We start from the raw sequence: 12513 nt of genomic DNA on the forward strand, positions 1-12513 counted from the left end.
CCCGCCCAACACACCCGCCGGCAGCACGCCGCACGCGGGCGGCGCCCGCACGCTGTGGCGCATGGCACGTTGTGAGGTCTGCGGAAACGAATACGGCATGACGTTCGAGGTGCACGCGCAGGGCGCCGTGCACGTCTTCGACTGCTTCGCCTGCGCCATCCACCGCATGGCGCCGATCTGTGAGCACTGCCGGTGCCAGATCATCGGGCAGGGCGTCGAGGCCGACCAGAAGTGGTACTGCGGTGCGCACTGCGCCCGCTCGGACGGCCGGGTGGGCATCGTCGACCGGGTCTGAACGCGGGACCCGGCCGCCGAGCCGGGCACCACCGGACCAGGCCCCGCCCACCGGACCGGAACGCGTACCGAACCCGCCCACCGGACCGGCAGGGCCGCCCACGACAAAGCCACCTCCCCGGCCACCACCGGGGACCCCCGGCTCGGTGGTCGCGGCGCCCCAGGTACCGTCGAGGCCGTGTACCGCTTCCTGTTGTCCCGGCAGTGGGTGATCCTCACCCTCGTGGGTCTCGTGCTGATCCCCGTCATGATCAAGCTGGGCTACTGGCAGCTTCACCGCCATGAGCACAAGGTGGCGCAGAACCAGCTGATCGGGCGCAACCTGGTCGCCCGCCCGGTTCCGGTCACCGCGCTGACCGCGCCCGGCCGGGAGCTGCCCCGGCACGACATGTGGCGCCGGGTCTCCGCCACCGGCACCTACGACACCGCGCACGAGGTCGTGGTCCGCCAGCGCACCGCCGCCGACGAGCAGAGCATCGGCTATTACGTCCTCACCCCGCTGGTCCTCGACGGCGGCAAGTCCGTGCTGGTCAACCGCGGCTGGATCTCGGCGGGCAACGACCTCACCAGGTTCCCGGACGTCCCGGCCGCACCCCGGGGCAAGGTCACCGTGACCGGCCGGATGATGGCCGACGAGACCACCGCCGGCAGCGGCATCAAGGACACCAAGGGCCTGCCCGCCCGCCAGGTCATGCTGATCAACAGCACCGAGCAGGCGAAGCGGACCGGCCGGCCGGTGCTCGGCGGCTACATCGAGCAGACGGCTCCCGAGCCCGCCCACGGCACCCCGGAGCTGGTCCCCGCGCCGGACCACGACTCCATCGGCCCGCACTTGGCGTATGCGATCCAGTGGTGGCTGTTCGCCGCGGCGGTGCCGGTCGGATGGGTCGTGCTGGTCCGGCGGGAGCGCCGCGACCGGCTGGCGGCCGCCGGAGAGGCCGCGGCCGAAGCGACCACCGCGGAGGACCGGGAGCCCGGGGCCTCGCCGGACGTCGGGCGGACTGCGGAACCCGCCGGTTCCGGGGAGACTGAGGCGACCGGCGACACCGCGGCGCCGGCCCCGGCCAACCCGTAGCCCGGACGGCGGTCACCGCCGCGTAGCGCTTCCTCCGGGCGGGAAGGGGCGCTGAGTGCACCCACGTATCGAGGACTATGCGCTCATCGGCGATCTGCAGACCGCCGCACTCGTCGGCCGCGACGGGTCCATCGACTGGCTGTGCCTGCCGCGCTTCGACTCCGCCGCCTGCTTCGCCGCACTCCTCGGCGGCAAGGACAACGGCCACTGGGGGCTCGCCCCCCGGTCCTCCGACGCCCGCGCCCAGCGCTCCTACCGCGGCGACTCGCTGATCCTCGACACCGTCTGGGAGACCCCGACCGGCAGTGCCCGGGTCACCGACTTCATGCCGCAGCGGGACCGGGCGCCCGACCTCGTACGGATCGTCGAGGGGCTCAGCGGCAGTGTCGAGATGCGCGGGGTGCTGCGGCTGCGGTTCGACTACGGGCGGCTGGTGCCCTGGGTGCGCGCCACCGAGGGCTGCCGGGTGGCGATCGCCGGGCCGGACTCCGTGTGGCTGCGCACCCCGGCCGAAAGCAGCACCTACGGCAAGGACTTCAGCACCCGTTCGGACTTCACGGTGGCCGCGGGCGAGCGCACCGCGTTCGTGCTGACCTGGCACCCCTCCCACGAGCCCCGGCCGACCCAGATCGAGCCGTTCACCGCGCTCCAGGACACCCTGGACGACTGGCACGCCTGGTCCGCGCGCTGCCGCTACAACGGCCCGTACCGCGAGGCCGTGATCCGCTCGCTGATCACCCTCAAGGCCCTCACCTACGGGCCCACCGGCGGCATCGTGGCGGCCCCCACCACTTCACTGCCCGAGGAGCTGGGCGGCGTGCGCAACTGGGACTACCGCTACTGCTGGCTGCGTGACGCCAGCCTCACCCTGAACTCGCTGCTCCAGGCCGGGTATCTGGAGGAGGCCGGGGCCTGGCGGGACTGGCTGCTGCGCGCGGTGGCCGGTGCCCCCGACGATCTGCAGATCATGTACGGGCTGGCCGGTGAGCGGCGGCTGCCGGAGGCCGAGCTGCCGTGGCTGACCGGGTACTGCGACTCGGCGCCCGTACGCATCGGCAACGCCGCCGTCGAGCAGCGTCAGCTCGATGTCTACGGCGAGGTCCTCGACTCCTTCCACATCGCCCGCGCCGCCGGGCTGCCGGCCGAGCCGCACGCCTGGAACATCCAGCGGGCGCTGATGGACTACCTGGAGTCCACCTGGCGCGACCCCGACGAGGGGCTGTGGGAGATCCGCGGGCCGCGCCGGCACTTCGTGCACTCCAAGGTCATGGCCTGGGTCGCGGCCGACCGGGTGGTACGGGCGATCGAGGGGTACCCCAGGTTCGGCGGGGACCTCGACCGCTGGCGGGCGATGCGCGACGAGGTCCACCGCGAGGTGTGCGAGCGCGGCTACGACGCCGGCCGCGGCACCTTCACCCAGTTCTACGGCTCCCGGGAGCTGGACGCGGCGACGCTGCTGATCCCCCGCGTCGGCTTCCTCCCGGCGGACGACCCCCGGGTCCTCGGCACCATCGACACGGTGCGCCGGGAGCTGTCGCACGACGGTCTGGTACGCCGTTACAGCACCGAGGGCATCTCGGTCGACGGGCTGCCGGGCGGCGAGGGCACCTTCCTGGTCTGCTCGTTCTGGCTCGCCGACGCGCTCCAGCTGAGCGGGCGGCGGGACGAGGCGCAGGAGCTGTTCGAGCGGCTGCTGGGGCTGCGCAACGACCTGGGGCTGCTCTCCGAGGAGTACGACCCGGCCGCCCGGCGCCAGCTGGGCAACTTCCCGCAGGCCTTCAGCCACATCGGCCTGGTGGGGACCGCCTTCGGCCTCCAGGACGGGGCACGGGCACACTAGGGGCCATGGATCTTGGACTCACCGACCGGACGTACCTCGTCACCGGGGCGACCCGCGGCCTCGGCTTCGCCACCGCCCGTGAACTGGTCGCCGACGGCGCCCATGTCGTGATCACCGGACGCTCCGAGGAGAGCGCGGCCGCGGCGGCCGCCTCGCTCGGCGACCGGGCCCTGGGGGTGGCGGCCGACAACGCCGTAGCGGATACCCCCGGCCGTCTGCTGGCGGCGGCCCGGGAGCACTTCGGCCGGCTGGACGGGGTGCTGATCAGCGTGGGCGGCCCGGCGCCCGGCACCGCCGCCGACAACACCGACGAGCAGTGGCAGGCGGCCTTCGAGTCGGTCTTCCTCGGCGCGGTGCGGCTGGCCCGCGCGGCCGCCGCCGAGCTGCCCGAGGGCGGTGTGATCGGCTTCGTGCTGTCCGGTTCGGTGCACGAGCCGATCGCCGGCCTGACCATCTCCAACGGGCTCCGCCCCGGCCTCGCCGGCTTCGCCAAGTCGCTCGCCGACGAGCTGGGCCCGCGCGGCATCCGCGTCCTCGGCATCCTGCCCGGCCGGATCGCCACCGACCGGATGACCCAGCTCGACGCGCTGTCCGGCGACCCGGAGGGCTCCCGCGCCCGCAACTGCGCGTCGATCCCGCTGGGCCGCTACGGCACCCCGGAGGAGTTCGGCAAGGCCGCGGCCTTTCTGCTGTCCCCGGCCGCGTCGTACGTCAACGGTGTGATGGTGCCGGTGGACGGCGGGGCCCGGCGCGGGTTCTGACGCGGTGCCGGACGGCGGCTCGGCTCCGGGGGCCGGCCCGGGGACGTCCGGGCCGCCCAACTGCCGCGTTCGGAGCGTCTGCACGACTCGCTCGGACCGCCGCCCCTCTGACCCGCTCGGACCGCCTAACTGACCCGTTCGGGCCGGTGCTTGACCGCGCGCAGCCGGGCCTCGGCCGGCAGCCGGTCGAGGCCGGCCGAGCGGCGGGCGTGCGCCACCGCCTCGTCCGACAGCCGCCGGACGACGGTCCCCGGGTCGGCGTGCGGCGCCAGCGCAAGCACGGCCCGCACCTGGGGTTCGCTCCGGCGGCCGGTCAGCAGCACCCCGGCCCCGTCGACGCCGTTCATCGCCTCCGATTCGGCCGTGAGGGCGGCCTCCAGGGCCCGGCCGCGCAGCTGGGCACCCTCGCCGTCGCCGCTGTCGACGAGGATCGCGTGCAGCCGGTGGCGGCGGAGCTGGGTCAGCAGCCACCACAGCATCAGCAGTACGAAGACGGCCAGCGTGGCGATGACGACCGGCCACCACCAGCCCTGGTCCGTCCAGCGGGTGCGCTGCCGCGCGGGGAGCAGCACCTGGTCGGGGCGCGACCAGGGCCAGCCGGCGGGCAGCTGCCACTTCGCGGCCAGGCCGAAGCCGCCGAGCAGCGCCAGACCGCCCGCGCCGAACAGCACCACACCGGTCAGGCCGAGCAGCACCCGGTTGACCGTTCCGCGGCCTCTGCGCATCGCTCGCTCACCTCTTCTTCGGGCGCCGGACGTCCACGGTCAGGCGGAGTTCGCGGGCCAGGCCCAGCTGCCGCAGCCCCTCGGCGAGCGAGACGTCGAGATCGGCGCGGACCTCGTCCAGCTCGCGGAAGTGCGAGACGGCGTGCGCCTTGGCCTTGCGCCGGCTGACGGCCACCCGTACGGACTGGACGCCGGCCACCTCCATGGCACGGTCGCGCAGCACCAGCGCGGCGGCCGCACGGTCCAGCCCGGCCCGGATGTCCGGCGCCGCCCGCCGCATCGGCAGCACCTGGCGCAGTCCGGGCGTGACGGCCGAGACGATCAGCCAGACGCCGAGCACCACGGCGACCGCGGCGGCGCCCAGGACCCAGGGGTTGTCGAGGTGACGGGTGGCCAGTTCGCGGGCGAGCCGCCGGCGCCAGGCCATCGCGGGGCGGCCGGCGCGCACCGCGGCCACGTCGTAGAGCAGCAGGCCCGCGGCGGCCAGCAGCACCAGCGCCACCAGGGCGGCCGGCAGCCGGCGCGCCGACCAGAAGCGCCGCACCCGTTCGTGTCCGGCGGTGCCGGTGGCCGGGGCGTCCGCGTCGGACGGTGTGGGCCCGTCGGCGTCGGACGGTACCGGCCCGTCCGCGTCACCGGGCGTCTTGTCGAGCGTGGGCAGCCGCCGGGTCGCGGGCGGCTCGGGCTCCGCGTCGCTCATCGCACCCTCCCGCGCTCTGTACGGTCCAGCAGCGGGGAGTGCAGCCGCTCGACCTCCACCGCGACCTCGGGCACCGTCATGTTGGCCAACGCGGTCACCCGCTCGGTGACCCGACGGCGCACCACCCGGCACTGTCCGCCGATGTCGGAGGGGTAGCCCAGCTCCACGGCGATCCGTACCCGGGCCTCGCCGAAGTTGTGGCGGTCGTCGCGCCGGTGCACGGTGACCGTCGCATGGGCGTCGGTACGGGCGCGCGGGGACTCCCCGCGCAGCGCCTCCCGGGCGGCCCGTGCGGCGATCTTCGCCACCACCCGGTCGGCGATTCTGGTCGCGCCGCGCTCACCTGCCGGTACGGCGGTGGCGGCGGCGGCCGGGGTCACCGTCGCCACCCGGCCTCACCGCCGCCGCTCGCGGTCGCCGCCGCGCGGACGGAAGAACTCGCCGGCCTCCAGGTCCCCGTCGAGGAACCTGCCGGCCACGAACCCGATGGCGCCCAGCGCCGCCACCAGGAGGAAAGCGCCGAAGCCACCGAAGTATCCGGCGAAGCCCAGCGCCATACCGGCCAAGAGGCCGCCCACGGCCATGCTCATCGTGCGCTCCTTCGCTGCCACTCCGGACGGGTCCGGCTACTGGAGCCGCGGCTCCGATTCCTCTTCTTCGTCTGCCTCGTCGGGCAGCTTGACGTCGCTGACCGCGATATTGACCTCGACGACCTCCAGGCCCGTCATCCGCTCCACTGCGGAGATGACGTTCTCCCGGACGGACCGCGCGACGTCGGCGATGGCGACGCCGTAGTCGACCACGATCTCCAGGTCCAGCGCGGTCTGCACCTCGCCGACCTCGGCCTTGACGCCGCGGGTCGCGGTCGCGGACCTGCCGCCGCCGGGCACCCGGTCCCGGACGGCGCCGAGCGTACGGGCGAGGCCGCTGCCCATGGCATGCACGCCGAGGACGTCCCGGGCGGCCAGGCCCGCGATCTTCTCCACGACACCGTCGGCGATGGTGGTCCGCCCCCGGGTCGCGGGATCGCCGCCACCCCGTTTGGCGGGTGTCCTGGGCTCTGCGTGCTGCTGACTCTCGCTCATCGCCGTATCCCTTTCCGCGGGGAGAAGCGGTCCGCCCGCTCCGTTCCCCACAGTAGGCCGGGTCCTGCCGGACCGCTCCGGGGATGTGGCAGGCGAGTGCTCCATACGGCGCCGCCGGGCGCACCGCCCTGCCGTACGGGCGGGTCTGCGGCAGGCTGGGGGTGGCCCTGGACGGGCCGGGAAAGGGTCCGTGGGTCTTCCGGGAAAGGGGTGACGCGGTGGCCGTGAACCAGTGGGCGCAGGCGGTCCGGACGCAGCTCGGCATCGGCCGGGTGCTGCCGCTCGGCGGCCCCGCGGACGGCTCCTGGATCACCGAGCAAGCGGCGGCCGGGGCGCTGCGGGCGGCCGCCGGGACCCCGGCCGGGGTCCGCATCGGCGCGCTGCGGCTGTCCGTCGCCGATCCCGATCACGCCCCGGAACCGGCGGTGCCGGCGCCGCCGAGCGCCCTGCCGCCCGGCCCGCTGCGGATCACGGCGGACTTCGCCGCGGTCGCCGACCGGCCGCTGCCAGTGCTCGCCGACCAGGTGCGCGCGGCGCTGCTGGAGGCGTCGATCCGCGATCTGGGGCTGGTGGTGGGCGTGGTGGATCTGCGGGTCAGCGGCCTGCTGGAGGCGGACGGGGCCACGGCGGAGACCGCGCCGTCCGGTTCCGCTCCCCCGGAGGACGTGCCGCCCGCCGCGCCCCCTGGCGACGACCGGACCGGTGCGTCGCAGGAGGGTCCGGCGAGCCTCGCCGCCATCGCACGGCGGGTCGCGGGCGTCGCCCGGCTGACCTCGGTGCTCGGCGGTTCCCGTCCCGTACGGCTCACCGACGGACATGCGCTGATCCAGCTGGCGACCGCGCCCGGCCACCGGGCGCTGGATGTCGCCTCCGCGGTACGACAGGCGGTGGCGGCCGCGCCGCCCGCGACCTCGGTCGCCGTGCTGGTCACGGCGGTGGAGCGGAACCGGTGAGCCGCCCGGCCGGCCCGTACATGACGGCGCGGCAGGGCGGCTCAGGGACGGGTCAAAGGGTGCGGTGGCGCCGCGGGAGCTACTCCCCCACGCCCGCGAGGTCACGCAGCCGGCGCGCCTGGGCGGCCCGTTCGGCGCGACGCTGCTCCTCGTACGTACGGCCCGCGGCACCGGCCAGCAGGGCCTTGGTCTCGATGACGGCATCGCGCGGCGCGGCGGTGAGCGCGGCCGCCAAGTCGGCCACGGTGGCGTCGAGTTGGTCGCCGGGCACCACGAGGTTGGCGAGCCCGGTCCGCTCGGCCTCCTCGGCGTGCACGAAGCGCCCGGTGGCGCAGATCTCCAGCGCACGGGCGTAGCCCACCAGCCCGACCAGGGGGTGGGTACCGGTCAGATCCGGTACGAGTCCCAGGCTGGTCTCGCGCATGGCGAACTGGACGTCCGGCGCGACCACGCGCAGATCGCAGGCGAGCGCGAGCTGGAACCCGGCGCCGATGGCGTGCCCCTGCACAGCGGCGATGGACACCAGGTCGGTGCGCCGCCACCAGGTGAACGCCTCCTGGTACTCGGCAATCGTGGCGTCCAGTGCGTCGTCCGTGCCGCGCGCCAGATCGATGAACGACGGCTCGCCGTCGAAGCCTTCGGGCGTGAACGCCTGACGGTCGAGGCCCGCGGAGAAGGACTTGCCCTCACCGCGCAGCACCGCGATCCGTACGCTTCCCGGCAGCAGCGACCCCGCTTCGGCGAGCGCCCGCCACATGGCGGGTGACTGCGCATTCCGCTTGGCCGCGTTGGCGAGGGTCACCGTGGCGATCTCACCGTCCACGGTGAGTCGCACACCGTCCTTGTCGAGCAGAGTCATGAGCGCCTCCGAGTCAGCCAGCCGCACCTGCGTGCGTAAGTGACTGCACGGTAACCTCCCGGTCGACTGCTCGGCCGACCGGGGGGACACCGCTGTACCCGGAGTCGCGGCCGTCAGGCCGATGTGGCCTTCTTGCCCCTCGTGGCTCCGCCGCGACCGCGCAGGACCACACCGGATTCACTGAGCATCCGGTGCACGAATCCGTAGGAGCGGCCGGTTTCCTCGGCCAGCGCCCGGATGCTCGCACCGGAGTCGTACTTCTTCTTCAGGTCTGCCGCGAGCTTCTCGCGCGCGGCGCCGGTTACCCGGCTGCCCTTCTTCAGAGTCTCGGCCACCCGTGCCTCCTCGTGGGAAGTGCGCTCTGGACTCTCATGATCACCCCTCCCCGGCTTCCTGGCCACCCATTCCGCACAGTCGATACGACATCGTTTGCCGGCGAAGGCCCGGTCACACGACCCGGAAGGCCCGATTCCGGCTGCGCGGAAAGCCGCCCGTTCCGGGGCGCCCGCGAGAAGTGGCAGGTCAGGTGGTGTGCGGCGGAAAAGGCGACGGCCGGGCCCGAAGGACCCGGCCGTAGGCCGCAGGCTCGCCGGTGTACGAGCCGTTCTCACTCAGATGATGGATCACACGTAGGCCGAATGATCCAGACGGCATGATCCTTTCGCCGCGGTCAGGCCAGCGCGACCAGATCCGCGTAGTCCTGGCCCCACAGGTCCTCGACGCCGTCGGGCAGCAGGATGATGCGCTCCGGCTCCAGCGCGTCCACCGCGCCCTCGTCGTGCGTCACCAGGACCACCGCGCCCGTGAAGGTGTGCAGCGCGCCGAGGATCTCCTCGCGGCTGGCCGGGTCGAGGTTGTTGGTGGGCTCGTCGAGCAGCAGGACATTGGCGGAGGACACGACCAGGGTCGCCAGGGCGAGCCGGGTCTTCTCACCGCCGGAGAGCACCCCGGCGGGCTTGTCCACGTCGTCGCCGGAGAAGAGGAAGGACCCCAGGGTCTTGCGGATGGCGACCAGGTCCATGTCCGGGGCGGCCGAGCGCATGTTCTCCAGGACCGTGCGGTCCGGGTCCAGGGTCTCGTGCTCCTGGGCGTAGTAGCCGAGCTTGAGGCCGTGGCCGGGGCGGACCTCGCCGGTGTCCGGCTGCTCGACGCCGGCCAGCAGCCGCAGCAGGGTGGTCTTGCCCGCGCCGTTGAGGCCGAGGATGACGACCCGGGAGCCCTTGTCGATGGCCAGGTCGACGTCGGTGAAGATCTCCAGGGAGCCGTAGGACTTCGACAGGCCCTCGGCGGTCAGCGGGGTCTTGCCGCACGGTGCCGGGTCCGGGAAGCGCAGCTTGGCGACCTTGTCCGCGGCGCGCACCGCCTCCAGACCGGCCAGCAGCTTGTCCGCACGCTTGGCCATGTTCTGCGCGGCGACCGTCTTGGTGGCCTTGGCCCGCATCTTGTCGGCCTGGGTGTTGAGCGCCGCGGCCTTCTTCTCGGCGTTCGCCCGCTCGCGCTTGCGGCGCTTCTCGTCGGCCTCGCGCTGCTGCTGGTAGAGCTTCCAGCCCATGTTGTAGACGTCGATCTGCGAGCGGTTGGCGTCGAGGTAGAAGACCTTGTTGACGACCGTCTCGACCAGGTCGACGTCGTGGGAGATCACGATGAAGCCGCCGCGGTAGGTCTTGAGGTAGTCGCGCAGCCAGACGATGGAGTCGGCGTCGAGGTGGTTGGTCGGCTCGTCGAGCAGCAGGATGTCGGAGTCCGAGAACAGGATGCGGGCCAGCTCGACGCGGCGGCGCTGACCGCCGGAGAGGGTGTGCAGCGGCTGGCCGAGGATGCGGTCGGGCAGACCGAGGCTGGCGGCGATGGTCGCGGCCTCGGCCTCGGCGGCGTACCCGCCCTTGGTCAGGAACTCGGTCTCCAGGCGCTCGTACTTCTTCATCGCCTTTTCGCGGGTGGCGCCCTTGCCGTTGGCCATCCGGTCCTCGTTCTCCCGCATCTTGCGGAGCACGGTGTCCAGATCGCGGGCGGACAGGATGCGGTCGCGGGCGAGGACGTCGAGGTCGCCGGTGCGCGGGTCCTGCGGCAGATAGCCGACCTGGCCACCACGGGTGACCGAGCCGGAGGCGGGCATGCCCTCGCCGGCCAGGACCTTGGTCAGGGTGGTCTTGCCGGCGCCGTTACGGCCGACCAGGCCGATGCGGTCGCCCCTGGCGATACGGAAGGACGCGGACTCGATGAGGATGCGGGCGCCGGCGCGCAGCTCGAGGCCGGAGGCGGTGATCACGGAAAAGCTCCAGGGCAGGAAGACGGCGGATGGGACGGTCGGAGAGCGGGCTGCGCCGTCTAATGAACCCAAGGGAGAACTGCCATGGGAGGCAGTCTAACGGCCCCGCGCAAGTAGTTTTCGGCTGCGCTGTGCTTCTGTCCCACGTTTTCGGCTGCCCCGCCGTGGTGGTTGTTCGCCGTTGCCCGCGGCGGGCCAGGTGGTTTGTGGGTGCGGTGACGGGCCTCCGGTGGGGGGAGTTGTTCAGGTGGGCGGGGGCTGGCCGCCGTGAGCAGTTTCACTGCGGCCACGAGCCGCACCCGACCACCCAGGGGAACCCCCACCGGCCTTCTTCCCGCCCATCCACGGGAGGGGACGGGCCGGAGGCCCGTCTCCGCACCCCGACAGCCCCGCGCAGCGGACACCGCCCGCCTCAGGCGCAACGGCGGGGGCACCGCGAAGCGGGCCCACAACGGCGAGCAACAACCACGGCGGGACAGCCGAAAACGTGGGATCAAACACCACCCGTGTGGACTTGGAACGCCGCCCGCCGTACCGCCTTCGCCAGGGCCGGGTCCGGGTGGGCCGCGGCCAGGGCCACGAGAACCTGGACGGTCCGGGGGTGTCCGACGGCGCGGACCTCCTCCAGGAGGCGCGGAACCGAGCCCTGGACCGCCGAGTCGAGGTGGCGTACGAGGAGTTGGGTCTCACCGTGGTCGGCGACGGCCGCCGCCGTGTCCACCCACAGCCAGGTCGACTCCTCGCGGGTGAGCACATCGGGGGCGGTCTCCGGGTCGCCGCCCTCGTGCTCGACCAGCCACAGCAGGGCGTACGGACGCAGCCCCGGCTCGTCGGCCGCGGCCCGTACGGCGGCCTCGGCCGGTGCGCCGACCGCCCGCAGCGCCTCGAAGGACAGACCGCGCAGCAGCGCGTCCTCGCCGCGGGCCACGGTCAGCAGTTCCTCGACGGCGGCGCCGACGGAGCGGGCGGCGAGCCAGGCGCGGTATTCGGCGCGGGCCGGTCCCGGGGTGAGCCGGGCGCAGCCGCGGAGCATCGCCTCCGCGGACTGCTCGATGTGGCCGGCCGGGCTCTGCGCGGCGACGCAGATCTGCTCCAGCTTGACCCACACCGACCAGTTGCCGAGCGGCGTCAGCTGCGCCTCGGCGCCCTCGTGCGCGGCCTCCGCGCCATCCGGCGGCACCAGTGCTCCGACGGTCCGCAGGGCGTCCAGCGCCCAGTCCAGCAGCACGGCCAGCGACGCCCCCGCGGCGTCGCCGGCGGCCGCGGCCTGGTTGTCGGAGCCCGGTCCCGCCGGGTCCTGGCCGTAGGGGACCTCGCAGCGCTCGGTGCGGAGTTCGGCTACGCGCTGGTCGAGCATGTCGAGCAGCACCGGGAGCCGTACCGGGCCGGCCGACAGATGCAGCAGGGACAGCAACTGCGGCAGCGCCTCGACGACTTCGGCGACTATCGCGGGGCCGGCGGCGGCCGGTGCCGGGCGGGCCAGCGACCAGGCGTCGAAGAGCGCGACCCAGCCGCGCAGCACGGCGGTGTCGTCGCGGTCCCAGGCGCGCAGCCGCCAGCCGGGGCGGGCGAGGCCGTCGTGGAGTTCGACGAGTCCGGCCAGCCGGGCCCGGTCCCAGTCGGTGCGGACCTGTTGCGGTGTCAGGCCCAGGGCTTCGGCGGCGCGTTCCGCGTCGGCCGCCGGCAGCGCTCCGTCGGGGCCGGCGCGCAGGCTGCCGCCGGCCGCGCCGGCACCGACGCTGTCGGCCCAGCGGGCGAGCCGGGCGGCGCCGGCCAGTACGGCACGGGCCTGGCGGGCCAGTTCCGCGGGCGGCGGCGTGCCCTCGGGCGGGCGGGGCGCCGGGCGCTTGGTCCGGGTTGTCACCGCCCGGCGGGCGGCCGCAACCGGTTGACGGGGGACGAGTCGGAGCCGGGAGTCGCGCGGAGTACGGGACGTCACAGGAGCAGTGTTG

General features: G+C 73.9%; 14 protein-coding genes. 5 read left to right on the forward strand and 9 right to left on the reverse strand.

The window, feature by feature from the left end; all coding sequences use genetic code 11:
* The first annotated feature begins 61 nt into the window (after positions 1-61).
* The 4 genes from ACFW5B_RS29330 to ACFW5B_RS29345 all read left to right on the forward strand — a co-directional run bounded on the left by ACFW5B_RS29330 (position 62) and on the right by ACFW5B_RS29345 (position 3970).
* Positions 62-295: a hypothetical protein gene (locus tag ACFW5B_RS29330; protein WP_006606380.1), complete on the forward strand. Its 234-nt coding sequence runs from the start codon at positions 62-64 to the stop codon at positions 293-295.
* Positions 296-472: 177 nt separating this feature from the next.
* Entirely contained in the window at positions 473-1369 is an 897-nt protein-coding gene (locus ACFW5B_RS29335) for an SURF1 family protein (RefSeq protein ID WP_386445988.1), read from the forward strand.
* Between the two features lie 55 nt (positions 1370-1424).
* Entirely contained in the window at positions 1425-3209 is a 1785-nt protein-coding gene (locus ACFW5B_RS29340) for a glycoside hydrolase family 15 protein (protein ID WP_386445991.1), read from the forward strand.
* 5 nt (positions 3210-3214) lie between these two features.
* Positions 3215-3970 (forward strand): SDR family oxidoreductase, encoded by a 756-nt coding sequence (locus ACFW5B_RS29345; protein WP_386445993.1) that lies wholly within the window; start codon positions 3215-3217, stop codon positions 3968-3970.
* Positions 3971-4095: 125 nt separating this feature from the next.
* Here ACFW5B_RS29345 and amaP read toward each other — a convergent pair whose 3' ends face one another.
* Genes amaP through ACFW5B_RS29370 form a run of 5 tightly spaced genes read right to left on the reverse strand, consistent with a single transcriptional unit; the run spans position 4096 to position 6480 of the window.
* Positions 4096-4695 carry an alkaline shock response membrane anchor protein AmaP gene (gene amaP, locus ACFW5B_RS29350; RefSeq protein ID WP_386445996.1) on the reverse strand — a complete coding sequence of 200 codons (600 nt, stop codon included), beginning with the start codon at positions 4693-4695 and terminating at the stop codon, positions 4096-4098.
* A gap of 7 nt (positions 4696-4702) precedes the next feature.
* Positions 4703-5395 (reverse strand): DUF6286 domain-containing protein, encoded by a 693-nt coding sequence (locus tag ACFW5B_RS29355; RefSeq protein WP_386445999.1) that lies wholly within the window; start codon positions 5393-5395, stop codon positions 4703-4705.
* Positions 5392-5784 carry a hypothetical protein gene (locus ACFW5B_RS29360; protein ID WP_386446002.1) on the reverse strand — a complete coding sequence of 131 codons (393 nt, stop codon included), beginning with the start codon at positions 5782-5784 and terminating at the stop codon, positions 5392-5394. Before ACFW5B_RS29360 ends, ACFW5B_RS29355 begins: the two co-directional genes overlap by 4 nt.
* Before the next feature lie 6 nt (positions 5785-5790).
* The gene (locus ACFW5B_RS29365; RefSeq protein WP_386446004.1) at positions 5791-5985 is read right to left on the reverse strand and encodes a hypothetical protein; all 195 of its coding nucleotides are present in this window, start codon (positions 5983-5985) and stop codon (positions 5791-5793) included.
* A gap of 36 nt (positions 5986-6021) precedes the next feature.
* Complete coding sequence (locus ACFW5B_RS29370) at positions 6022-6480, reverse strand: Asp23/Gls24 family envelope stress response protein (RefSeq protein ID WP_386446006.1); 459 nt, start codon at positions 6478-6480, stop codon at positions 6022-6024.
* 218 nt (positions 6481-6698) lie between these two features.
* Here ACFW5B_RS29370 and ACFW5B_RS29375 point away from each other — a divergent pair, with 218 nt between their 5' ends.
* On the forward strand, positions 6699-7433 hold the full coding sequence (locus ACFW5B_RS29375) for a hypothetical protein (protein ID WP_386446009.1): 735 nt from the start codon (positions 6699-6701) through the stop codon (positions 7431-7433).
* Positions 7434-7512: 79 nt separating this feature from the next.
* Here ACFW5B_RS29375 and ACFW5B_RS29380 read toward each other — a convergent pair whose 3' ends face one another.
* The 4 genes from ACFW5B_RS29380 to ACFW5B_RS29395 form a co-directional block, all read right to left on the reverse strand.
* Positions 7513-8292, reverse strand: coding sequence for an enoyl-CoA hydratase/isomerase family protein (locus ACFW5B_RS29380; protein ID WP_386446012.1), 780 nt, complete (start codon positions 8290-8292; stop codon positions 7513-7515).
* A 113-nt stretch (positions 8293-8405) separates the two neighbouring features.
* A complete protein-coding gene (locus tag ACFW5B_RS29385) occupies positions 8406-8627 on the reverse strand; it encodes a helix-turn-helix domain-containing protein (protein WP_176604217.1) in 222 nt (73 codons plus the stop codon).
* A 335-nt stretch (positions 8628-8962) separates the two neighbouring features.
* Positions 8963-10561: an ABC-F family ATP-binding cassette domain-containing protein gene (locus ACFW5B_RS29390; RefSeq protein WP_386446016.1), complete on the reverse strand. Its 1599-nt coding sequence runs from the start codon at positions 10559-10561 to the stop codon at positions 8963-8965.
* Positions 10562-11054: 493 nt separating this feature from the next.
* Positions 11055-12500: a hypothetical protein gene (locus ACFW5B_RS29395; protein WP_386446019.1), complete on the reverse strand. Its 1446-nt coding sequence runs from the start codon at positions 12498-12500 to the stop codon at positions 11055-11057.
* Positions 12501-12513 lie beyond the last annotated feature (13 nt).

The sequence above is a fragment of the Streptomyces sp. NPDC058773 genome (genome assembly GCF_042746015.1).
In the GTDB taxonomy this organism is placed as follows: Bacteria; Actinomycetota; Actinomycetes; order Streptomycetales; family Streptomycetaceae; genus Streptomyces.

Coding starts and splice junctions, on each gene's coding strand:
- ACFW5B_RS29380 (WP_386446012.1), bottom strand. CDS start 8,292: ATGACTCTGCTCGACAAGGACGGTGTGCGACTCACCGTGGACGGTGAG.
- ACFW5B_RS29365 (WP_386446004.1), bottom strand. CDS start 5,985: ATGAGCATGGCCGTGGGCGGCCTCTTGGCCGGTATGGCGCTGGGCTTC.
- ACFW5B_RS29355 (WP_386445999.1), bottom strand. CDS start 5,395: ATGAGCGACGCGGAGCCCGAGCCGCCCGCGACCCGGCGGCTGCCCACG.
- ACFW5B_RS29370 (WP_386446006.1), bottom strand. CDS start 6,480: ATGAGCGAGAGTCAGCAGCACGCAGAGCCCAGGACACCCGCCAAACGG.
- ACFW5B_RS29345 (WP_386445993.1), top strand. CDS start 3,215: ATGGATCTTGGACTCACCGACCGGACGTACCTCGTCACCGGGGCGACC.
- amaP (WP_386445996.1), bottom strand. CDS start 4,695: ATGCGCAGAGGCCGCGGAACGGTCAACCGGGTGCTGCTCGGCCTGACC.
- ACFW5B_RS29330 (WP_006606380.1), top strand. CDS start 62: ATGGCACGTTGTGAGGTCTGCGGAAACGAATACGGCATGACGTTCGAG.